General features: G+C 49.4%; 17 protein-coding genes. 7 read left to right on the top strand and 10 right to left on the bottom strand.

The genetic code is table 11. The features are described from left to right. Positions 1-85: 85 nt before the first annotated feature. From H6F68_RS09550 to H6F68_RS09560, 3 genes are all read left to right on the top strand, one after another. Positions 86-871, top strand: coding sequence for a DUF3386 domain-containing protein (locus H6F68_RS09550; RefSeq protein ID WP_190558457.1), 786 nt, complete (start codon positions 86-88; stop codon positions 869-871). A gap of 292 nt (positions 872-1,163) precedes the next feature. Continuing rightward, positions 1,164-2,954, top strand: coding sequence for a translational GTPase TypA (gene typA, locus H6F68_RS09555; RefSeq protein ID WP_190439047.1), 1,791 nt, complete (start codon positions 1,164-1,166; stop codon positions 2,952-2,954). A 280-nt stretch (positions 2,955-3,234) separates the two neighbouring features. After that, complete coding sequence (locus H6F68_RS09560) at positions 3,235-3,528, top strand: DUF6679 family protein (RefSeq protein WP_190439045.1); 294 nt, start codon at positions 3,235-3,237, stop codon at positions 3,526-3,528. Positions 3,529-3,767: 239 nt separating this feature from the next. On the opposite strand, the gene H6F68_RS09565 is transcribed toward H6F68_RS09560, so the two are convergent. From H6F68_RS09565 to H6F68_RS09580, 4 genes are all read right to left on the bottom strand, one after another. Continuing rightward, positions 3,768-4,748, bottom strand: a complete 981-nt coding sequence (locus H6F68_RS09565; protein ID WP_190558459.1) for a hypothetical protein — start codon at positions 4,746-4,748, stop codon at positions 3,768-3,770. After that, on the bottom strand, positions 4,745-5,215 hold the full coding sequence (locus H6F68_RS09570; RefSeq protein WP_190558461.1) for a hypothetical protein: 471 nt from the start codon (positions 5,213-5,215) through the stop codon (positions 4,745-4,747). The genes H6F68_RS09565 and H6F68_RS09570 overlap by 4 nt, the downstream gene beginning before the upstream one ends. Next, entirely contained in the window at positions 5,187-5,582 is a 396-nt protein-coding gene (locus H6F68_RS09575; protein WP_190558463.1) for a hypothetical protein, read from the bottom strand. The genes H6F68_RS09570 and H6F68_RS09575 overlap by 29 nt, the downstream gene beginning before the upstream one ends. Before the next feature lie 81 nt (positions 5,583-5,663). After that, on the bottom strand, positions 5,664-6,620 hold the full coding sequence (locus H6F68_RS09580) for a hypothetical protein (RefSeq protein ID WP_190558465.1): 957 nt from the start codon (positions 6,618-6,620) through the stop codon (positions 5,664-5,666). A gap of 349 nt (positions 6,621-6,969) precedes the next feature. Here H6F68_RS09580 and H6F68_RS09585 point away from each other — a divergent pair, with 349 nt between their 5' ends. Continuing rightward, positions 6,970-9,243 (top strand): PAS domain S-box protein, encoded by a 2,274-nt coding sequence (locus tag H6F68_RS09585; protein WP_190558467.1) that lies wholly within the window; start codon positions 6,970-6,972, stop codon positions 9,241-9,243. On the opposite strand, the gene H6F68_RS09590 is transcribed toward H6F68_RS09585, so the two are convergent. The 4 genes from H6F68_RS09590 to surE form a co-directional block, all read right to left on the bottom strand. After that, positions 9,240-10,148 (bottom strand): MoxR family ATPase, encoded by a 909-nt coding sequence (locus H6F68_RS09590; RefSeq protein WP_190439029.1) that lies wholly within the window; start codon positions 10,146-10,148, stop codon positions 9,240-9,242. The two genes, H6F68_RS09585 and H6F68_RS09590, sit on opposite strands and share 4 nt — an antisense overlap. A 196-nt stretch (positions 10,149-10,344) precedes the next feature. Next, positions 10,345-11,394: a bifunctional riboflavin kinase/FAD synthetase gene (locus H6F68_RS09595; protein WP_190558469.1), complete on the bottom strand. Its 1,050-nt coding sequence runs from the start codon at positions 11,392-11,394 to the stop codon at positions 10,345-10,347. 79 nt (positions 11,395-11,473) lie between these two features. Next, complete coding sequence (locus tag H6F68_RS09600) at positions 11,474-12,385, bottom strand: MBL fold metallo-hydrolase (protein ID WP_190558471.1); 912 nt, start codon at positions 12,383-12,385, stop codon at positions 11,474-11,476. 239 nt (positions 12,386-12,624) lie between these two features. Then, entirely contained in the window at positions 12,625-13,437 is an 813-nt protein-coding gene (surE, locus tag H6F68_RS09605; RefSeq protein ID WP_190558474.1) for a 5'/3'-nucleotidase SurE, read from the bottom strand. Between the two features lie 241 nt (positions 13,438-13,678). On the opposite strand from surE, the gene pheS reads away from it, so the two are divergent. Further along, positions 13,679-14,680 (top strand): phenylalanine--tRNA ligase subunit alpha, encoded by a 1,002-nt coding sequence (gene pheS / locus H6F68_RS09610; RefSeq protein WP_190558476.1) that lies wholly within the window; start codon positions 13,679-13,681, stop codon positions 14,678-14,680. Between the two features lie 28 nt (positions 14,681-14,708). Here the strand turns inward: pheS and H6F68_RS09615 are convergent, their stop codons facing one another. Both H6F68_RS09615 and eno read right to left on the bottom strand, forming a co-directional pair. Then, positions 14,709-18,368: an EAL domain-containing protein gene (locus H6F68_RS09615; RefSeq protein WP_190558478.1), complete on the bottom strand. Its 3,660-nt coding sequence runs from the start codon at positions 18,366-18,368 to the stop codon at positions 14,709-14,711. 494 nt (positions 18,369-18,862) lie between these two features. Then, positions 18,863-20,152 carry a phosphopyruvate hydratase gene (gene eno, locus H6F68_RS09620; RefSeq protein WP_190552001.1) on the bottom strand — a complete coding sequence of 430 codons (1,290 nt, stop codon included), beginning with the start codon at positions 20,150-20,152 and terminating at the stop codon, positions 18,863-18,865. A 241-nt stretch (positions 20,153-20,393) separates the two neighbouring features. On the opposite strand from eno, the gene gloA reads away from it, so the two are divergent. Then, positions 20,394-20,831: a lactoylglutathione lyase gene (gene gloA / locus H6F68_RS09625; RefSeq protein ID WP_190551999.1), complete on the top strand. Its 438-nt coding sequence runs from the start codon at positions 20,394-20,396 to the stop codon at positions 20,829-20,831. Positions 20,832-20,976: 145 nt separating this feature from the next. Next, positions 20,977-22,698 carry an iron uptake porin gene (locus H6F68_RS09630; RefSeq protein ID WP_199300003.1) on the top strand — a complete coding sequence of 574 codons (1,722 nt, stop codon included), beginning with the start codon at positions 20,977-20,979 and terminating at the stop codon, positions 22,696-22,698. The last annotated feature ends 20 nt before the right edge of the window (positions 22,699-22,718 follow it).

Below are 22,718 nucleotides of genomic sequence, written 5' to 3' on the forward strand. Positions count from 1 at the left end.
GCTTCTTCTGGATGATGCTTTTTAGTCACAGAGTTGTTTCCTTGTAAGTACTTCAGACCGTTCTTTAGCACTTAAAAACTGATTCATGATGATGCGAAAATTAAAGCGCTTCCTCTTGGCATGGAGCGTTAGTTTGCTACTGGCGATCGCTAGCTTTTCCTGGTTAGCCCCTGTTCAAGCTGGCCCAATGCCCATTGACGACCAAGGCCAGCCCAAAACTCAACTTTCAGCTCGCGATATTTTTCGGGACGCTTATGAACAGCGCTATACCTGGAACGAAAAATTCCCAGGATATCAAGCGGAAGTTTCTTTGAAATATGGCGGGCAGTTGTATCACGGGTTAGCGCAGGTCAGTCCAGACTTCCAAGTTACCGTGAAAAATATGGATGACCCAGATGTGAGTCAGTTGGTTAAAAATCAATTGCAAATGGAGATCATTCATCGTAGGCAGATTGCTTTTGGCGATCGCCATGACCAGGATACTTATGCTCTCGCCGGAACGGACAAAGACGGAGCGTTTGAAATTCAAGAAACGGGTGATAACGGCGAGTCTCGATACAAAGTCCGTGACAAAAAAATTGTCCAGGTGAATCGCACCCTTGGCAGCATGGCAGTGACGGTCGATAGCTTGGAGTTCATTACACCTGCCGGAGGCTACCTCACCGAGCACTTCCAAACCACTTTCCGCGATCCTAAAGGGAAAGAAGTGTTGCTGACCCAAGATGTCACCGATTCCCACGAGAGGATCGGCAATTATTATCTGCTGACCAATCGCACGATTCGTAGTTCTGATCCCAAACAACCAGAGCAACTAAACGAGGCGGACACTCTGATTCGGTTCAACAACATTCAGCCTTTGCGCCGAGCGTAGCAGTCTCTTCGAATAGAAGTAGAGCGAAACTCAAGATTTTTAGGGGTGATCCTAAGCGTTGAGAGCTGCGATCGCCCCTTGTCCAAGCATTTCGATGCCAACCTCTCATAAAGGTGGGCGGCTTTCTCACCACGTCCTCACCTCAATAAAACTTTCATGCCTCAGTCGGGTAAGCTAGAATTATTACATCTTCTTTACAGGAAGATTTAAGCTTCTTGCGGGAAAAATTAATACAAGAAGCCTTGAATTTCTAGAATCCTAGCTCTTTATTCCTTAACGCTGGAACTCCTCTATGTCTCTCCCCATCCGCAATGTCGCCATCATTGCCCACGTTGACCACGGCAAAACTACCCTTGTCGATGCACTGCTCAAACAAGCTGGCACATTCCGTGAAGGAGAAGACGTTCCGGATTGCGTCATGGACTCCAACGACTTGGAGCGAGAGCGTGGTATTACCATTTTGTCGAAGAACACTGCGGTTCGCTACAAAGAAACTCTGATCAATATTGTTGACACCCCAGGTCACGCCGACTTTGGCGGTGAAGTTGAACGCGTCTTGGGCATGGTGGATGGTTGTCTGCTGATCGTAGATGCTAACGAAGGCCCCATGCCTCAAACCCGCTTCGTTCTGAAGAAAGCCCTGGAAAAAGGCTTGCGCCCCATCGTACTAGTCAACAAAATCGACCGTCCACGGGCTGACCCCCACGCTGCAGTCGATAAAGTATTGGATCTGTTCCTAGAACTCGGTGCAGATGACGATCAGTGCGACTTCCCTTACCTGTTCGCTTCAGGCTTGGAAGGTTACGCCAAAGAAACCCTAGAAGAAGAAGGCGTAGACATGCAGCCTCTCTTCAATGCCTTCTTGCGCCACGTTCCACCTCCGGTTGGCGATGCCAGCAAGTCTCTGCAGTTGCAAGTCACCACGCTGGACTACTCTGAGTACGTGGGACGAATTGTAATTGGCAAAATCCACAACGGTACGATTCGCGTTGGGCAGCAAGCTGCACTGGTAACAGAGACGGGTGAGATCGTTAAGGCCAAAATCAGCAAGTTGATGGGCTTTGAAGGTCTGAAGCGGATTGATATTGAAGAAGCCACCGCAGGTAACCTTGTAGCAGTTGCGGGCTTTGCCAATGCCAACATCGGTGAAACCATTACTTGCCCCAACGAACCTCAAGCACTGCCGCTGATCAAGGTAGACGAACCTACCTTACAGATGACCTTTTCGGTGAACGACTCACCGTTTGCAGGTCAGGAAGGCAACTTTGTCACCTCTCGTCAGGTGCGCGATCGCCTGATGCGCGAATTAGAAACCAACGTAGCTCTTCGAGTCGAAGAAACCGACTCTCCCGATCGCTTCTTAGTTTCGGGTCGGGGTGAACTACACCTCGGCATCTTGATCGAAACCATGCGCCGGGAAGGCTATGAGTTCCAAGTATCTCAACCACAGGTAATTTACCGCGAAGTCAGCGGTCAACCCTGCGAGCCGTTTGAGAACTTGGTGCTTGACGTGCCCGAAGAAGCCGTCGGTAGCTGTATCGAGCGTTTGGGCCAGCGCCGAGCTGAAATGCAAAATATGATGGTCAGCCCCAACGGTCGCACTCAGCTAGAGTTCGTCGTTCCAGCGCGCGGTCTAGTAGGCTTCCGGGGTGAGTTCATGCGGCTGACTCGTGGCGAAGGCATCATGAACCACAGCTTCCTCGATTATCGTCCTTTGGGTGGCGATATTGAAGCCCGCCGCAACGGAGTACTAATTGCGTTTGAAGAAGGAACGGCTACCTTCTACGCCATGAAGAACGCAGAAGATCGGGGTTCATTCTTCATCACGCCGGGTACCAAGGTGTACAAGGGCATGATTGTGGGTGAGCACAACCGCCAGCAAGACCTAGATCTCAATATCTGTAAAAGCAAGCAGCTTACCAACCACCGAGCTTCAGGCGGTGAAGAATTGGTGCAGTTGCAAGCGCCGATCGATATGAGCCTAGAGCGGGCATTGGAATATATTGGTCCCGACGAATTGGTGGAAGTCACCCCTAAATCGATTCGGCTCCGTAAAGTCACCAAGAAGCTAGCCAAGCGCTAATTTCCAGGCGATCGCTAAACCAACAAAAACCATTGAAGGGCGTGCAGTCAGCTGTACGCCTTTTTTCTATGCAGTAGTCAGAGAAAATACGATCAGGTGAGCTGCCTCCATGAATTTATATAAATAGGTAGATGCTAATTTGCTAGATTACGTGTTTTCTCGGTAACTTTAGGAACTAAGTTAGTGAATTCTATAGTCACGGTCAGAAATAGTTTAACTGTCAGTAACCGAGAACGACACTGAACAGCACCCCAGTTCACTACCAAGGAAAAGCCAATCTATGAGAGACAAGCTTCGAGAGCTTATTGGGCAGCCCAATGTTTGGCTCTGTCTCGGCGGTACGAATACTTGGATCAAAAACGTCCAAATTCTTGACGTCACGAACAAGACGGTTACGTTCCGATACGAGGATGAGACCGAGAGAGAAAAGCGGCTCTGGGAAAAGACGACTCGAATTAAGAATATTACTGAAGTAGAAGTCAAACTGGTGGCGTATCCCAAAGATACCCAAAGAGTGGCTCACATCAGAGGGAAGCTCTCCAATCTTCTACAGCAAGAGCTAGAGCAGGAATAAAAGAGCACTGCTCTCCAGTTTCTACATAGCTGGATCTATGCCGTGAAAAGTTCACGCTTGGGCTAGGGCTTACCTGTCTCAATTCCACCTCAAAGTATATTTCTGACTGAGCGATCGCGCTGACTTACAGATTTTCGATCTCTGTACAAACTCTCTAGAAAGCTATTAAAAAAGTCGAGGTAGGATCAATCCCCTCGACTTTTTGCATTGTTTGGAAGCTGCGGAAGGAGCTACAAACGTTACGGGTTCAAGTCTTGAAAAATAATTTGGGTCGCGACTTCTTCTGGAGTTGGAGGTGGTGCGGCGGCTACGGTTTCGGCTGGCTTGGGCGGTGTAGTGGCTGTTTCGGCTCTCTGGAATTGTTGTTGGTGCAGGGCGATCGCTTTGGCAATGGCTTGCTGCCGCCGTTCTTGATCGCTCGAAATGCTGTAGACGTTGTTGCCTAGGCCAGGAGCATTCCACTGACCTGTATTTGGGTTCAGGAACGATCGCGTCCTAGCCCACAATACGGCTTCCGAACCGCGTAGGCCCATTTTGTGAGCAGCTTCTAGCCAGTCAATATACCCGCCGCGATCGAGAGCTGCTAAGGGAGCTTGATTGGCTAAATCGATCGCGTTTAGTTCCTCTTCTAGCGTTAACTGCATGCCTTTAGCTGCCGCTTGCTGTCGGACCATCTTTGTTTGTTTGGCTAACCGCTTGAGCTGCTTTTCATCAGCTTCTTCGGGAGAGCGAGCACCATGCTGGTAAGAAAAAGAGCCAAGATTCCAAACGCCATTACCTGGATCGACGTGTCCGTAATAAGCACTGGTGCGATCGCCTGCGGGAGTTCGGGTACCTTCGGCGCTACCCACCGCTTTGGCGACTAAGGAATTGGCTCCCCCAGTGAACAAGCTACCTGCATCTACAGGAGCTGATTGCGCCGCAGTGGCAATGCTCGAAGAAGCTGCCGGAGGTTCTACTGTAGGTGCTGGTTGGCTAGTCTGGGCTTGAGTCGTGTTTGTGGGGGGTGCCAGAGCAAAACTTAACTCACTGGAGTCTGTAAATTCCGCTGGAGGGCCGATCGCGATTACAGGTTGCTCGGCGTGGTGCAGGACTGCGGGGGAGGATAACTGATTGGCGGAAAGGCTAAAGTCTAGGTTGGTATCATCTGCTTGTGCAGCCTGAGCTGTCCCCAGCGTAACCACAAGCAAGCTGGCCGCAACCAAAGGGTGTTGTTTCATGGTTGTTTAAGCGTTCGTTCTAGGATGTTGCGAGAAGGTTCTACAAAGGCCCAAGTACCGTTAGGTTGTTTGCGTAGAGCGGCAAATTGTAAATAATCTCCGCTGCCTAGAGGTTGGCCTTGCCGTACCTCTCCGAATCGAGGCTGCTTTAGTCCACATAGGCGAAATAGATAGGCAGGTACTTCATCGCTGGAAAACAACACACAGCTGCCTTGGTAAGGTTGGGTTGATCCGGTAAAAGGAGCGAACACGGTTTTGCCCCTCAGCGCGATCGAAATATCGCCCAGCCCTCCTGTGACCGAGTAGCCTGCGATCGCGCTGCCTGGTTGGAGTTCCCAGGTTTGGGCCAACTGGATTTTTTTAGGGGTTAACTCTGTCGTTTGCTGCCGTGAGCATCCGAGGCGCAAGAGAACCAAAATGGCGATCGCCACAGCAAACCTAACGAAAACTAAACCGATACCCCGCATACTCATTGCCCTCGTACAAAATCACTAACCAAGTTTGCGGGTCAAACTCTAAGGGATAAGCTTCCCGCTCGGCATTCACACCCGCACGCACTTCTAGCTTGGGCAGCTTGCAGAAGGGAGCTTTAAGAATACCTTGCACTTTGCTTTTCGAGTCACGCTCTGGAACGGTGAGGAGTTTGGCTAATTGCTCTCTAGAGAGGGCCGCCCTGGATTGCACAATTTCTTGACAAACTTCACCATGATTTTTGGCTTTAACGGCTCCGTGCAAATCTAGTAACAAACTAAGAACTGCAACCACAAATCCACTGAAGAGCAAGGGCTTGAACAGGGATTTCAAATCTGGCCTCTGAAAAGGATTGCGTTTCATCTCTTCTCCGGCACTGGTAACGGGTTGACTCTGGAACGTCGATTGCTTCTCACCACGCCACCTGCCCTGTTATTTCAGGCATTAAAGTCGGCCTCCTAGCAGCAAACCAATGACAACCAACAACAACCGATAGCCCCAAACAGAGCTAACCGCTGACTTGAAAACAGCTTGATGAGTGGTTAGCATGGCTGCCCCTGCCACTAGCAGCACTACGGGAAACCAAAGAACGGGGTATGTACGGATGAGCATTTGCAGTCCCACTCTCACGGCTGCGGCGATCGCTACCCACATCGCTGCATCACTGAGTAGAGCAGGCATACCGATGGGTAGCTTGACGGCAGCACTGAGCCAACGACGCACTTGGCGCAGCCAACGATAGCGCCGAATTGCCTTTAACTGTTTGTGGCGCATCTGAGGTTTAGTCGCTGTGGTAGCTGGTTCTACACAACGAGGACGGAGGCGATCGCTCGGTTTCCGCCGATGCCTCAGCCGTCGCAATAGCTGAGCGGTTGAAGCAGCATTTTGCTGAGATTGGGTTAAGCTGGCTTCTGGCGAATTGGCTAAAGCAATATCCTGAGGAACCGCTGCGAGCGCCTGTTCAGACTGCGTTTGACTCAGAGTGACTGCGTGGTTCGGCTCTTGGTCCATGGTTTCAGGAGACTCTAGGTAGGTTTTCTGAGTCATGGTTTTGAGCTGGGCCATCGCCGCTCTTAGCTCAGCAGATAACTGCTCAACTAGAACTGCTTGCGCCTCAATTTGCCTCGCTACATCCGCTGATAAAGCTGGATCTGCACCCGAAACTTTGGGCTTAACGCGCGAACTATGCAGCGGATTGGATGAGGTTACAGTTGAGGGAGACATTTCGGCCAGAGGCGGCACAGATTCAACCCTCTGACTTTGGGATTTTTCGATCGCAGTAGCTCGGCTCACTGCATGAGCTAGCTGAATCATCCGACTCGCTGGGAGCGATGGAGATTGCTTCAGTTGGCTGCGTCCGGTCCAGGTTCTAGTTTTTCGAATAGGAGCAGGCTCTTTCATGGCACTAGGGGGTAGCTGACTGCACATTATTAGGATAAACGCTTTAATAGTACCTTTGTACTATTAAATGACAAGAATATACTATGAAACCTGGGGCAATGTCAGCCGTATTTCAGCCTGCGATCGCTGTTTTTATGAATTTTGGCGAGTAAAACCTATGGTTTTCAACCCTAAAACGGTTCTGAGTGCTGCTAAATACAGTACTGATAGTGACATTAGGCGCAAAATTAAGAGCATTCTTAACCCTGTGTGGAAAAACTATGCTTGATCAGTCGCAGATCCGCTTCTAGAACGGGAACCTTAGCTATAGCTTTCCTAACGTTGCTCCTGAGATTAAGTCACCAGCGCTATGTATGCTCAAGCCATCAAAATTCTGCTCGTAGAAGACAGTCTGACTGACGCGACCTTCTTACAAAAGATTTTGCAAATTGAAACCAGTGTTGCTGCTTGGGAAGTAGTGCATGTAACGCAACTGAGCGATACGCTCACCTATTTACGCGAAGACGAATGTGACGTCGTACTCCTAGATCTTTTCCTGCCCGACGAGCAAGGCTTGGCTACTCTACAACAAGTTCATGCCACTGCTCCCAATACCCCAATTGTGGTCTTGACAGGACTTGATGATGAAGCGATCGCGATTGAGACGCTGCGGCAAGGCGCTCAAGACTATCTCGTTAAGGGTCAAATTGAAGTTAACTTACTGGTACGAGCAATTCGCTACGCCATTGAGCGCAGTCAAACTCTAAAGATTATGCAGCGGCAGTCAGCAGCCATTGAAGCCGCGAGTGATGGGGTGGCAATTCTCAATCAAGATGAGCAATTCATCTACCTCAACCAAGCCTATGCCGAGATCTATGGCTACGACAGCCCCGCGGAACTACTCGGCCAGACTTGGAGACTTGTCTACGATGACGATGACTTGAAAGGGATGGCTCGTCGCGCCGCTTTAGATCTACAAGCTAAAGGGTCTTGGCGGGGCGAGGTAATCGCCAAAAAGCAAGATGGTGAGAAGTTCTATCAAGAGTTGTCACTAACCGCAATCGACAAGGATGGTTTCATTTGCATCGTCCGAGATGTCACCGAACGCAAGCGGGTAGAGGAAGCACTACAATTTACGCAATTTACGGTGAACCATGCGGCGGAAGCCGTAGTTTGGACTGGCCCGGATGCTGGCTTTGTATACGTCAATGAAGCAGCGTGCCAAATGCTCGGCTACTCCCAGAGCGAACTGTTAGTGATGACAGTCTTTGATATTGCCCTTGATGCCTCGCCTGAGAGTTGGCAAGAAGATTGGTCCCAGCTAAAACAGCAAGGCTCCTATACCCTAGAGGCGTGGAACCGCCGTAAAGACGGGCATGTATTTGCGGTTGAAGTGACTCGGAACTACCTAGAATTTCGCGGCCGAGAGTATAACTGTGCCTTCATGCGCGACATTACCCAGCGCAAACAATTTGAGCAAGCTTTGCGGGAGAGTGAACAGCGATTTCGGTTGCTAGCAGAGAACTCAACCGATATGATTTCGCAGCACACCCCTGACGGTACGTTTCTCTATGTTTCGCCTGCCTGCCGTACGCTGCTAGGGTATGAACCTGAAGAATTATTAGGCAAATCTGCCTACAATTATCATCATCCGGATGATGTTGATGCCGTACGTGTCGTCCATACCAATATTCTAGAGCTGCCAGAAACTTACTCAGTGTCTTATCGCTTTCGGCATCAGCAAGGACATTACCTCTGGCTAGAATCTACCGCTAAAACCATTCGATCCTCAGAAACTCAAACCATTCAAGAAATCCAAATTTCTTCTCGTGATATTACCGAACGTAAGCGGGCAGAAGTTGATATTTATAACGCTCTAGCCAAGGAAAAAGAGCTGAGCCAGCTTAAGTCTAGTTTTGTCTCTATGGTTTCGCACGAATTCCGCAATCCACTTAGCGCGATCGTCTTATCGAGCGAATTACTGGAACGTTATACCCAAAAAGCGAGTGAAGAGCAGAAGACGAAATATTTCAAGCGAATTCATGCGGCTACTAAACGGATGACTGAGTTGCTGGACGAGGTTTTAATCATTGGTCGAGCTGAAGCGGGCCAACTGAAGTGCCAGCCGATGCCGTTGTTATTAGAAGAATTCTGTCAAGAGTTGGTAGATGAGCTGCGCCTCAGTATTGGTCAACAGTACCAGCTCGTGTTCACTAGTACAGGCCGTCATGCAACCGAGGCTTGTATGGATGAAAATTTGCTGCGGCATATCTTGGGGAATTTAATTTCTAATGCTGCTAAATACTCTCCTGCGAACAGCACGATTCACTTGAACTTGATTTACAAGAATGACCTCGTAGTTTTTCAGATCCAAGATCAAGGGATTGGGATTCCGGAAGAAGACCAACAACGGCTGTTTGACTCATTTTATCGAGCCACTAATGTAGGAACAATTCCAGGAACAGGGCTAGGGCTGGCGATCGTGAAGAAATGTGTAGATGCTCATCACGGTCAAGTTGAGGTCACCAGTCAATTAGATGCAGGAACCAAGTTTACTGTCACGTTGCCGCTACATAGCTCAGCGCCTGCCTGCACAATTCCTTTGGATATCCCAGAGTTTGATCAGGCCCCAGATTTAGCCTAAGGAATGGAAATAGAGTAGAGTAAGCGATCGACGATCGCCCGTCCTCGTTGACCCCTAGCAGGAATGATGCGATGTGACAGGACGTAGGGGGCCAAAAACTTGACATCGTCAGGAATCACATAATCACGGTCATCTAGAAAGGCTAGAGCTTGTGCGGCCCGTTGCAGGGCGACAGTTCCTCGTGGACTTACCCCCAAAGTAATTTCCTCATCTTCGCGGGTCGCTCGTACCAAGTTCAAAATGTATTGCTGCAAAGAAGGCTCTACTTTGACCGCAGAACATAACCGTCGTAACTCCTGAATATCTTCTAGCGATAAACAAGGTTGCAATTCGTTGACGCTAACTCCAGATTGCAAGCGTTGTAGCATCTGCAATTCTTCTTGTTCACTCGGATAACCCAGGGTCAGGGAGAGGGCAAAGCGGTCCATCTGGGCTTCGGGGAGTGGAAATGTACCTTGGTACTCAACTGGGTTTTGGGTGGCAATGACAAAAAACGGGCTAGGAACAGGTCGAGAAGTCCCATCTACTGTTACTTGCCGTTCTTCCATCACTTCTAGCAGCGCTGATTGAGTACGCGGCGTGGCCCGGTTAATTTCGTCAGTCAGTAGCACGTTCGCAAAGACAGGTCCTGGCAGAAACTCAAATTCACCAGAGCGGGGATTCCAAATATTAGTGCCTGTGACATCGCTGGGCAACAAATCCGGGGTGCATTGCAAGCGCTGAAATTTGCCGTCGATGGAGCGAGCTAAAGACTTAGCCAGCAGGGTTTTACCCACCCCCGGAACATCCTCTAGCAAGGCATGACCTCCAGAAATGAGCGCGACTAAAACTAATCGGATAGCTTCGGCTTTCCCGACAATCGTCTGACTGAGATTTTGAGTTAGCCGTTCGATACGCTCTCGCATGACTGGTTGTTGCTCCCTAAGGATGACCCTTGATTGATCATGTCAGGATTTTCCTTAAGTGAGGATGGGAAGTTTACTGGATTTACTGCCTCAATGCTCACTCAGGGCTGATCGATAGACGTTGGCGCTCAGAGATTGGCTTAGGCACTCGCCTTAAAACTGAGTTTTAAAAGCCTAGGTCTTAGAAGCCTAGGTTCTAAACACTTGGTGCAGTAGCCAAGAGCGATCGCGCTGATAAGCAATCTGCTTGAATCTGAGTCTTTAGCGCCTCTAAGGAAGCAAACTTTTGCTCCGGACGTAAAAAGTGCTTCAAGCTGACGATCAACGTCTGTCCATATAAATCCCCGTCCCAATCTAACAAATGGATTTCGACAGTGCGACTAATGCCATTCACTGTAGGACGGTGACCAATATTCATCACTGCTGAGCAAGGGGTCTGTAGGCCGCTCAAGGTGGAGCTTTGAACCTGCACTGCATAGACTCCGTGGCTGGGAAGAAATTTTTCGGGTGGTAGTTGGAGGTTAGCGGTGGGAAATCCAATCGTTCTACCCAATTGCTGCCCCCATACAACCTGACCCATCAAGCTGTAGGGCCGCCCCAAGAGGCGATTGGCTCGTTGCAGATCTCCGGCTTGCAAAGCTGTACGAATATTGGAACTACTGATTCGCTCGTCTGCACAAGTGCACAGTGGCACCGTACTAACTGCAATGCCATACGTGGCGGCGATCGCTTGTAAATCTACGGCAGTTCCAGCGCGTTGCCGTCCAAAGCGAAAATCAACTCCTACACTAATTTGTTGGGCTTGGAGGCGTTGAACCAGAATTTCTTCGACGAATGCTTGGGGGCATAAATCTGCTAACTCGCGATCGAACGGTAGTAGTACAAGTTGACGAACCCCCATTGCCTGGAGTTGCAAAACCTTCTCGTTTAGGGGAGTCAGCAAAGCTCTAGGTTGTCCAGAAAAGAATTCTTGAGGGTGGGGATTGAAGGTGACGACTGTAGGGTAAGGCAGCTCAGAGTTAGTTTCCGCCGCGATCGCTGCGCTAGGCCTGAGCAACAGACTCTCGTTCGGCTCATCGGTCGTAAACAAATCATCCTTAACAAAGGAAGTTAGTGGCTGAGCGGATGCAACGGAATTTAAGACAGGCTGAATAACCTGCCGATGCCCTCGATGAACGCCATCAAAGTTTCCTAGGGCAACAGCGGTTGGTGTTAAAACGGATGTTAGCGAAGAAGTAACCCACACGCTTTACATTTTTACACGTAGCGAGAGCTTGTGAACGCAAAGATTTTAGCTAACTTCAGGGGTCTCGCAGTAGAGGCCGTTAAGCGGAGGCAGAAATGGTTGCTTCGGCGACTGATTCTGGTTCTAACTCTGCTTCGGGCAACGTAACCGCAGTGGTGATCTGAATTGATAAGCCTTCCCAAGCCATGAGACTATTCGGAAAAACTCGTGCGACCTGTTCACCCACCTGATCAAGAAAATCATCGCTGTGGACTGGGTCGTGGTGGAAGATGACCAGCTTTTTGACGCCTGCTGCTTTGGCAATTTTGACGGCTTCTTGCCAAGTGGAATGGCCCCAGCCAACCTTACTGGTCTTGGGTGAGTGGTATTCTTCGTCGGTATAAGTGGCGTCGTAAATCAGAACATCCGCTTCTCTAGCCAGCCAGAGCACATTCTCATCTAAGCGGTCTGGAAAATGCTCCGTATCGGTGACGTAAGCGACTGCATGATCTTTCCAAGAAACCCGGTAACCAATGGCTTCCCCAGGGTGATTGAGCGGCGCATTTTCGATCGTAATATCGTCGATTTGCAGAGGCTGACCAACTTCAATGCTTTGAAAATCAAGCTCTGCTCCCATCACTTGTAATGGCACTGGAAAGTTGGGATGCAACATTTGATCATTCAATCGCTGCTCCACGTCTGAGCCATTCGGGGCGATCGCTCCATAGATATGAAAGCGATTGCCTTTAATAAAGGCAGGGGTAAAGAACGGAAAGCCCTGAATATGGTCCCAATGGGAGTGTGTAAAAAACATGTAGGCTTCTACAGGCATAGCGGATAACATGCTTTGCCCTAGAACCCGGAGGCCAGTGCCGCCATCAAAAATCAAGCGCTGACCATTGATGCGCATTTCAACGCAAGGTGTATTGCCGCCGTAACGAACCGTTTCAGATCCAGGGCAAGCAATACTGCCCCTGACTCCCCAAAAATTAACTGTAAATTGGTTGTGCATGCTCTAGCTGAACTTGATTGCCGATTAATGCGGAGTCCTCTCACGCCCGATGGCTCACTAACCCTCACCCTGGATACTGCGAACAGTGAAATCTATAAATAATTTAGTTTGGAGAAACTCCCTATGATTCCAACTTAATCAAAATTGTTCCCTCTGGTAGTGATCGAAGCCCTATTTTTAAGAGATTCTCAGCACTTAACTCAGAACTTTGAACCGCAAGTAGCTTTTTATTTCTGCTGTTAAAGCAATGGGTAGTCCGGGAAATTTAGTTGCCACTTCTGCAAATTGGTGAGCCCGTCTACAGAAGTTAAGTTGTACTGGAGGGGCGTAACAGTAATGTAATTGTTCCGAATGGCTTGCACATCCGTAATTGCTTCGTTGCCCTCCTTAAGATCGACTTCATCCGTGACATCCTCCAGCAACTCACCCGCCAACCAGTAATAAGTTTTGCCTCTAGGGTCTAGGCGTTTCTGAAAAATGTCTGTGTAACGGCGAACTCCTTGGCGAGTGATGGCAACACCCATAATGTCTGGTTGCGTGACGGCGGGTACGTTCACGTTAAGCAGGACAAGCTTGGGCAAAGGGTGTTGAGTCAGTTGGGTTAATAAGGTTTGGGCGAAGCGTACAGCTGGTTGAAATTCTCTACAGCTAAAGCTGGTCAAGCTAAAAGCAATGCTAGGAATTCCTTCGAGCACCCCTTCCATGGCTGCTGAGACTGTGCCTGAGTAGAGCACATCAGTGCCAAGATTAGAGCCGTGATTAATGCCGGAGAGCACAAAATCTGGTGGATGGTCCAGGAGGGCTCCTAAAGCCAACTTAACACAATCTGAAGGGGTGCCCGAACAAGCCCAAGCTTTAATGCTGGGATGAAAGACTGATTCAACTTCTTCTGCTCGGATGGGGCTATGCAAAGTTAAGCCGTGGCCTGTAGCCGATCGCTCTCGATCGGGGCAAACAACTGTGACTTTATGGCCTGCCTCAGCCATCCCATTCGCTAGGCTACGAATGCCGAGGGCATAAATGCCATCGTCGTTACTAACAAGGAGTCTCATGGAGTAATTCGACGCAATAGTATTGTCAATGGTCTACCAGACTTTGATTGTGCCTGACATCGCAGATTGTGCAACTGCAATGACGAGCCGAAGAGATGATTTTGACGATCGGTTGACGAAACACTACCTGGGAAAACCTTGTCCAAAACAGAACGCTAGCCTCTAAACTGGCATTATGTAGAGCAACGTTTCACGGGTAAGCGCTGCGCTCAAGATTATTGTTTTACGAACAACCCCTAGCATGACTCATCAGACTAGCGATCTGGAAGCCCAATTAGATGCGCTGCGCCAAGAAGCGCAACAGGCGATCGCCACTGCCGAAACTCTGGATCAATTAGATCAACTCCGTGTCAAGTACCTGGGGAAAAAAGGCCAACTCTCCCAAGCCCTCGGGGGTATGGGTAAGTTACCACCTGAGGAGCGTCCTCGGATTGGAGCTTTGACCAATGAGGTCAAAGAAGCTTTGCAAAACGATTTAGACACTAAGCGCACAGCACTGCAAGCAGCTCAAATTCAAGCCCAGTTGGAAGCTGAAACCCTGGATGTGACGATGCCAGGGATGTATCGGCCTCAAGGGCGAATGCACCCGCTGAATAGCACGATTGATCGCGCCTTAGATATTTTTACGGGTTTGGGCTACACCGTGGCTCAAGGCCCAGAGATGGACACAGACTACTACAACTTTGAAGCTCTGAACTTCCAGCCAGACCATCCCGCTCGGGATATGCAGGATACGCTGTATTTGACGGATGGAAATTTGTTGCGGACCCACACCTCAACGGTGCAAATTCGCTACATGGAAGAAAACGACCCTCCTATCCGCGTGGCAGTACCGGGACGGGTGTATCGTCGTGACACAGTGGATGCAACTCACTCTGCCGTCTTCCACCAAATTGAAATTCTGGCAGTGGATGAAGGACTAACCTTCTCGGATCTCCGAGGCACAATTAAAGTCTTTCTGGAAGCCATGTTTGGTGATGTGCCCATCCGTTTTCGTCCCAGTTTCTTCCCCTTTACCGAACCTTCGGCAGAAGTAGATGTGCAGTGGAAAGGTCGCTGGTTAGAAGTTCTGGGTTGTGGGATGGTTGACCCTAACGTGCTCAAAGCTGTCGGTTATGATCCGGAAGTTTACACGGGTTTTGCGGCTGGCTTTGGGGTGGAGCGTTTAGCGATGGTACTGCACCAGATTGACGATATCCGGCGGCTTTACAACAGCGATCTGCGATTTTTACGCCAGTTCTAGCTAGATAGGGATCGTTAAACTCAGCGCTTTAAACTTGAGCAGTAACTCGATCTTGCGAAATCATTGGAGGTGGACATTGCAGCCGATGGTTTCGCAAGAAGACTGTGGCTTCTGAGACTGCTAAGGGAGCACTGAGCAAGTAACCCTGGATGGTCTGGCACTGTAGCGATCGCAACCGTTCCAGTTGAGCTTGAGTTTCGACTCCCTCGGCAATTACATTAAGATTTAGCCCCTGCCCTAAAGCAATTACCGCACTGACAATGGCAGCATCCTGGGGACTAAGCGATAAATCTCGAATGAAAGACTGATCGATTTTGAGCGTATGGAGGGGAAATTTCTTCAGATACCCTAATGAAGAGTAACCCGCGCCAAAGTCATCCATCGCCAGGGAAACTCCCATTTTGTTTAAGTCATGCAAAACTTCACAGGTAGAGTCGGCATTTTGCATGACGGTCGTTTCAGTAATCTCAAGTTCTAAGAATTCTGGCCCAAGCTCAGTTTCTGCGAGAGTGCGAGCGACGATTCCGACCAGTTCAGGTTGCTGAAATTGCCGCGCTGATAGGTTGACAGAAACCCGCGATCGCATGAAGCCTGCCTGATGCCATTGCTTTGCTTGCTGACAAGCGGTTCGCAGCACCCACTCTCCAATGGCAACGATTAAACCATTTTCTTCGGCCAATGGAATAAATGCTTTCGGGTCTAGTAACCCCAGTTCTGGATGTTGCCACCGCACCAAAGCTTCCATGCAAGTAATTTGCTGGTTGGTTAGGTTGATTTGCGGTTGGTAGTAGACTACAAACTCCCCCCGCTCTAGGGCATGGTGGAGATTACTTTCTAGCTCCAACCGAGCCGATGCCTGAGCGTTGAGGGCCGCAGTATAGAACTGGTAGTTGTTCCGCCCTTGGCCTTTAGCTTGATAAAGGGCAGCATCGGCGTTTCTTAGGAGCGTAGGAACGTCTTCGCCATCTTGCGGATACAGGGCGATGCCAATGCTGCTAGTGATGTATAGCTCATGTCCCTCCAGGGTAAAAGCAGGTCTAAGCGCTTCTAGCACTCGTCGGGCAATTCTGCTGGCGTCTTCAGGACAGCTCAAATCTGGCAGTAGCAGCGTAAACTCATCGCCGCCCCAACGAGCCACAATATCTTCCTCGCGTAGACAACTGGCAATGCGCTGCGCCGACAACTGCAAAATCTGATCTCCTACCGCATGCCCTAGAGTGTCGTTGATTGCTTTGAAGCGATCTAAATCCAGAAACATCACGGCTACGTTTTTGTCACTGCACCGCGCTTGCGTGAGTGATGGCAATAACCAGTTGTTGAAGCAAATGCGATTGGGTAGCCCAGTCAGTAAGTCGTGAAAGGCTTGATAACGAATTGTGGCCGCTGCTTGCTCCCGCTTCAAAGCTCCACCAATACTGGCAGCCATTGCAATCAAAATGGATTCTTCACTCTTCGACCAGCAGCGTTCTGTCGTACAGTCGTCAAAGCCGATGTAACCCCAAAAGTGCTGATCAATCAGAATTGGTACCATTAAAATCGCCAGAATTTGATCCCGCTCTAAGAGGTTCTGCTCCACTAGGGGAAAATCACGAGTAATCCCGCTAATCGATTGGCCTGTAGATAAAGCTTCGTGCCAGCGGCTAAGACCAGATTCTCGGTAAGGTTGATTTTGCCAATAGGCTTGGTGAATCGTCGGAGCGATCGCCTCGTGAGTCCATTCAAATCGCATACTCATCGCCACCTCAGCAGTAATGGGATGCGGATGATTTTCATAGATATAAACGCGATCAACTCCTGCTGCCGTGCCTAGAGTTGCTAGTGCTGCTGCGATCGCGGCGTCGCAATTAGGATTGGTCAATAAGTGCTGAGTCGCTTCTGCTACGCCTAGCAGCAGACTTTCGCGCTTGTGTAGTTCTGCGTCTGCTTGTTTCCGAGCACTGATATCTTCAACCGTTCCTTCATAGCCAATGAGTTGGCCTTGGTCATCTCGAATGGTTCGAGCATTTTCGGAAATCCAAATAATTGTGCCGTCCTTGCGGTAGATCTGAGACTCAAATCCCCACACAGCTTCTTGAGTTTGAATCCGCTGCATGAATTCAGCTCGACTGCTGGGATCGACATAAAGTTGATGCTGGATATCCGTTAAGGTGACCATCAACTCTTCTGAGGAATCGTAGCCGTAAATCTTTGCCAACATCGGGTTGGCAGTTAAATATTGCCCATTCGTCGTGGTCTGAAAAATACCTTCAACTGCGTTTTCAAAAATGCTGCGATACTTTGCTTCGGCTTGCCGTAGGGCTTCCTCAGCTTGCTTGCGCTCGGTAATATCTTTGACTGCTCCTAAAATTCGTACGACTCGTTGTTGCTCAGCATCCCATTCCGGTCGAGCATAATCACGTAGCCAACAAATCGCGCCCGTTTTATTCACAATGCGATATTCCAAAATACTAGGCTGATTAGCTGAGATCTGCTGAGCAAAAGGGTAGGTCAAGGCTAAATCTTCTGGGTGAATCAAGCTGACCCAACCGCCTAAAGCATTCATCTCATCCAGTGTGTAGTCAGTGATGCGATAAAAAGCTTCAGTGGCCCATTCAGTCACCAATTCGCCGTTCGGTTCAATCCGGACTGAGTAAACATAGTCAGAGGCCATGCCTGAAATAGCCCGATGTCGTGCTTCACTCTCCCTCAGACATTGCTCGGCTTGTTTGCGCTCTGTAATGTCTTCCATCAGACCCAATAGCCCAATAACCTGACCCTCGGCGCTATGAATGGGCAATTTATTCACATGCATCCAGACTTGACGACCATCTTGATGCTGCTTAGATTCAACAATGTCTAGCTCTGGGACTCCAGTCGCAATAATGCGTCGGTCTTGCTCCAAATAATACTCAATCTCTGGTGGCGTCCAAGGTAGTTGATCGTCAGTCTTGCCAATTGCCGCGGCGGGTTGGGTCAGACCTGCCAACTCTGCCCAACTCTTATTGCAGCCTAGATAAACAGATTGAGTATCCTTCCAAAAAATGTACTGAGGAATGTTGTCTAGAACGAGCCGCAAAAACTCTTGTTGCTCTTTCAAGGCTCTTTCGGCTCGCTTAAGTTGCAAGATTGCACCTAACTGAGCAGTTACAGCAGTCACCAATTCCACTAGGCGCTGGTCTTCGGAGCAAGCTTCAAACATAAAGAAGATCAAGACCGCAACCACTTCCCCTCTCGCCAGAATAGGCATTGCCAGCCCTGCTTTGAGCTTTGCCTCCAGAGCAATTTCAGTCCTCAAAAAGCTCGTTGAGGCTTCCTGAGACACATCTTGAATCCATTCTGGTTTCTGCTTAGCCCAAACCCGCCCAGGCAACCCTACTCCTGGCTGGAAATGTATCACTTGACTCAGTGCTCTAAATTTATCTAGTGAAGTAGATTCGCTATACCAAGCCGAACTACATTCCAATCTGGTTTGTGTGGGATCGGGGAGCCAAGCTTCTCCATACCTCCACCCCGTGGCTTCGCATACCTGTTGAAGTGCCACCTGCAAAGCCGTTGCCAAATCCGGAGATTCACTAATGGCTAACGAAAGGGTTTGTAGAAGTTTAGCTTCTGCCTCAACCTGGTGGAGTTGAAAATTTGGCTTGGTCAGGCTCTGACTTGCATCCACAGAATTTTGTTGCTCAACCATGTCTTTAGAAGTGCTGTTCACTGCCAGAGTTGGAATGCCCGAACCAAGAAAATTAGGATAAGTGTAATTTTTTTTACCTACCCTACTCCTATTCAAACGGGAAAATTTAGACTTGTCAGCAACAAACTACACAAAACATCGGCTGCAAACCGTTTCAATTGCAGCTTTCAGTTGAATAAGAAGTAATATCGTTATATTTTTTTAAGGATTTCTAATAAAGCCTGAAGTCTGCTAGGTCAGGCTTTGATGACATGAGGCATTTGGCAAGATGAACCGCGATCGCCCCTGCCCTAACTTGTCCCAACTTAAGCAAAAAGGCATCCACCTACTGAAAGGAAGATGCCTCTTCATTGTAAACACTAACTCAAAAAGCCGTTTTGGAGGGGGTCTGGGGGACGCAACCGTCCCTCAGCGGGGGTTTGGGGGCAGGTGCCCCCAAGGGTTCGGTTCTAAAGAGTTAATCCGATAACCCCTCAAAACCCCTCAAAGCCAATAACTTGATCGAGCCTACTTCCTTACCGAGGCCCCAAGCCAATCGCCCCTGCATAGAGCGCCTGCTTACCCAGCTCATCCTCAATCCGGAGTAGACGGTTGTACTTCGCCACCCGCTCACTACGGCAAAGCGATCCCGTCTTAATTTGACCCGCGCGAACTGCTACAGCCAAGTCCGCGATCGTCGTATCTTCGGTTTCACCAGAACGGTGACTAATGACGGAGCGGTAACTGTTGCGGGTAGCTAAATCGATTGCTTGTAACGTTTCGGTCAAAGAGCCAATCTGATTCAGCTTAATCAAGATCGAATTGCCTGCTTTCTGGTCGATCCCCTGCTGGAGCCGAGTGGGGTTGGTGACGAATAAATCATCTCCGACAAGCTGCACGCGATCGCCCAACTTCTGAGTTAGCAACTGCCAATGCTGCCAATCATCTTCGTGCAAGCCATCTTCGATCGAGACGATCGGGTACTGACCTGCCAACTTAGCCAGATAATCAACCATCTCGGCTGGCGTATGAGCAGCGCCATCATACACGTACTGACCGTCTTTGTAGAGTTCGCTCGCAGCCACATCCAGCGCCAATGCTACTTGCTCTCCAGGCTTGTAACCCGCTTTCTCGATCGCGGCTATCAATAAATCTAAAGCCGCCTGATTAGACGCTAAGTTGGGGGCAAAACCACCTTCATCTCCTACCCCAGTTAATAATCCCTGGGCCTTTAAGACGTTGCTGAGCGAGGAAAACACTTCTGCTCCCCAGCGCAAAGCTTCACGAAATGAGGAAGCCCCAATCGGGACAATCATGAATTCCTGAATGTCCACATTGTTGTCTGCGTGCGCGCCACCATTAATCACGTTCATCAGAGGCACAGGCAGCAAGTTCGCGAGTGGTCCACCCAAGTAACGGTAGAGCGGTAGACCTAGAGCTTCGGCACCCGCTTTAGCTGTAGCTAGAGAGACCCCTAAGATGGCATTTGCGCCTAGATTGGCTTTATTTTGCGAGCCATCCAGGTCAATCATGGCGCGATCGATCGCTTCTTGATTTAGCGCATTGCAACCGATTAAGCGAGGGGCAATTTCTTCCACCACGTTTTGCACTGCTTTCTGTACGCCCTTGCCGCCGTAACGGCTTGAGTCTCCATCGCGTAATTCATGCGCCTCGAAGCTCCCTGTTGAAGCACCACTGGGAACCTGTGCAACTCCAACAGCACCATTCTCCAGATACACTTCCGCTTCAATGGTTGGGCGTCCGCGTGAATCTAGAATTTCGCGAGCCCGAATGGAGTAAATGGCGGTCTCTGGCGTATCAATCATTCCCTCTGTACCCTCTGAATAAGCAGAATTGCAACTGGCCTCAACCGGGCGGTATGTTCACGATTCACCCGCTGGCGCTCAGCCTAAAATGGCAAACAGCCCGATTGTTAGAATACGTCCAAACGGACACCCAAGAGTGATCTTAGAGAGGTCTGGATTTTAGACTGGTAGTTTTACTTACGGATCTGCTAAAGATTCCGCTGAGTGCTTGAATAAAAAATGTGAAGCAGGGAAAAGAATTATGCGACTACTCCACACGATGCTACGGGTTGGCCACTTGGAAGAATCACTCAGATTCTATTGCGACATCTTAGGCATGAAGTTGCTGCGTCGTAAAGACTATCCTGGTGGCCAATTTACCCTTGCCTTCGTAGGCTACGGTGACGAAATTGACCATACAGTGATTGAGCTGACTCACAACTGGGGAGTAGAGCAATACAATCTCGGTGATGCTTATGGCCATATTGCCATTGGTGTGGATGATATTTATGCCACCTGCAACACCATCAAGGAGCGTGGCGGTAAGGTGGTGCGCGAACCAGGTCCCATGAAACATGGCTCCACCGTGATTGCTTTTGTCGAAGATCCTAGTGGCTACAAAGTTGAATTAATTCAACTAGCGGCGCAGAACGCAGCGTCGGCACAGCAAACCACGGAACCTGCGACTACAGCTCACTAAATACCTGGCGGGATGCGGCCTTCCCTTGCCTATTCAATAACGGGTCAACAACCTGTAAAGGTCAGCTAAAGGTCAACGTTAAGTTCCGGTTTTTAGTTGCTGTTCTGGAACTTTCTGAATAGCAACCCCTTGAAGGAGTGGCAGAGTGAGGAGAATCAATTGGGTCGCTGGAGGTCTTGGCAGCCTTAGTCTTCTAGCACAATTTTCGCTGAAGGCTGAGGCTGAATTACCTCATAGCTCAAATTCATCTTTAGATTTAGCCGTTGATACACTTTCGCCACCTCTGCGGCTCCCATCTAGGGGTAACATCTCTAACTCCGTTGCTCTAGGAAAAGCTGAGATTGAAGCTAGCCCAACGCTATTAAAATTTGCGCCTGACCCAGCAATCGCCCCCGCTAAATTCACTCAGTCAATTGCCCAGTTGCCCTCAAGTTTCTCTAAGCCAACCGTACCTGTGACCGATAGCTTAGAGACAGATGACTCTGCGATGGCTCAAGTCAATTCTGTGTCAGAGCTGTCAGATGTGCAGCCGACTGACTGGGCTTATCAAGCCCTGAAATCTTTGGTTGAGCGCTATGGCGTAGTTACTGGTTATTCAGATGGCACCTTCCAAGGACAGCGATCGCTAACTCGCTACGAGTTTGCCGCCATTCTCAATGCTGTTTTTGTCAAGGTTAATGACTTAATTACGACCAATCAAACTAGCGACCTAGATCCGGAGGATATTGAGACCTTACGGCAGCTTCAGAGTACCTTCAGTCCAGCTTTGAATGATTTGCGCGATCGCTTAGCTGATTTAGATGGGCGTACGAGCGAGTTGGAAGCCAATCAGTTCTCGACCACCACCAAACTGCAAGGCCAAGCCATTTTTGCGCCCACAATAGGAACCCAAGCCTCACTGGAGTTGGTTTCGCGGGTGCGGCTAGATTTATTAACCACTCTGCAACCCGATGCCCTGCTGTTAACCCAACTAGAAATGGGCAACGGTAGAACTGATGCGATCGGTGAAGTGCACAATCGCGATCAAAATTTGCTGGGAACCACAGGTCTATTAGCTGATGCTGGGGGAGTAGAGTACGCCGAAGTGACTGAGACGCCCCGAATACGCAAGCTTTACTACACGTTTCGACCTCAACCGAATTTGGCTGTCAGTATTGGCCCCAAAATCGTGCCTAGCGATTTTATTGATCGCAATCCCTTCGCCAACAACTCAGGCGTTGATTTTAGCTCTGGCTTTTTCGTCAATAATCCTTTGATTGTGCAAAACCAGATTGACCGCTTTGGGGGTGCTGGTATTGCCTTAGATTGGCAATTCTCTGATTCATGGGCACTGCGATCGCTCTATGCCGCAGCGGATGGCGACAACCCACAACAAGGCGGTTTATTTGGCGATCGCAATCAAGGTAGCGTGGAGTTGGAGTATTCGATTAATTCCGCTAGCAGTGTCCAGTTGCAATATACAAGTGCTACCCTCAACGACACTCAGATTGAAGCGGCTGGGATCAATGCCCAATGGGCCATTGACCGAACAGTTGCCGTGTTTGGTCGTTATGGCTTCGGGTCGTACCAGGGGTTTAACTCGGTTTTAGCCCAAAACTTAGATCTTCATCCTCAAACCTGGGCCTTGGGAGTCGTGTTTCGCAACCTTGTGATTCCAGGTTCATTGGCTGGGGCGGCTGTGGGTCAGCCTTTCATCACCAGCAACTTGGGAGATGCCACGCAAACCAATTTTGAATTGTTCTACAATCTCTCCATCAATGAGCATTTCAGTGTGACACCCACTTTCATGCTCGTGACTAATCCTAATAACAACGCTACGAATCCTGACATTTGGCAGAGTACGCTCCGGACTGTCTTCACCTTTTAGCAGGTGAGATGGCGCAGGGC

Origin of the sequence: Trichocoleus sp. FACHB-262 (genome assembly GCF_014696035.1) — a bacterium.
Classification (GTDB): Bacteria; Cyanobacteriota; Cyanobacteriia; order FACHB-46; family FACHB-46; genus Trichocoleus.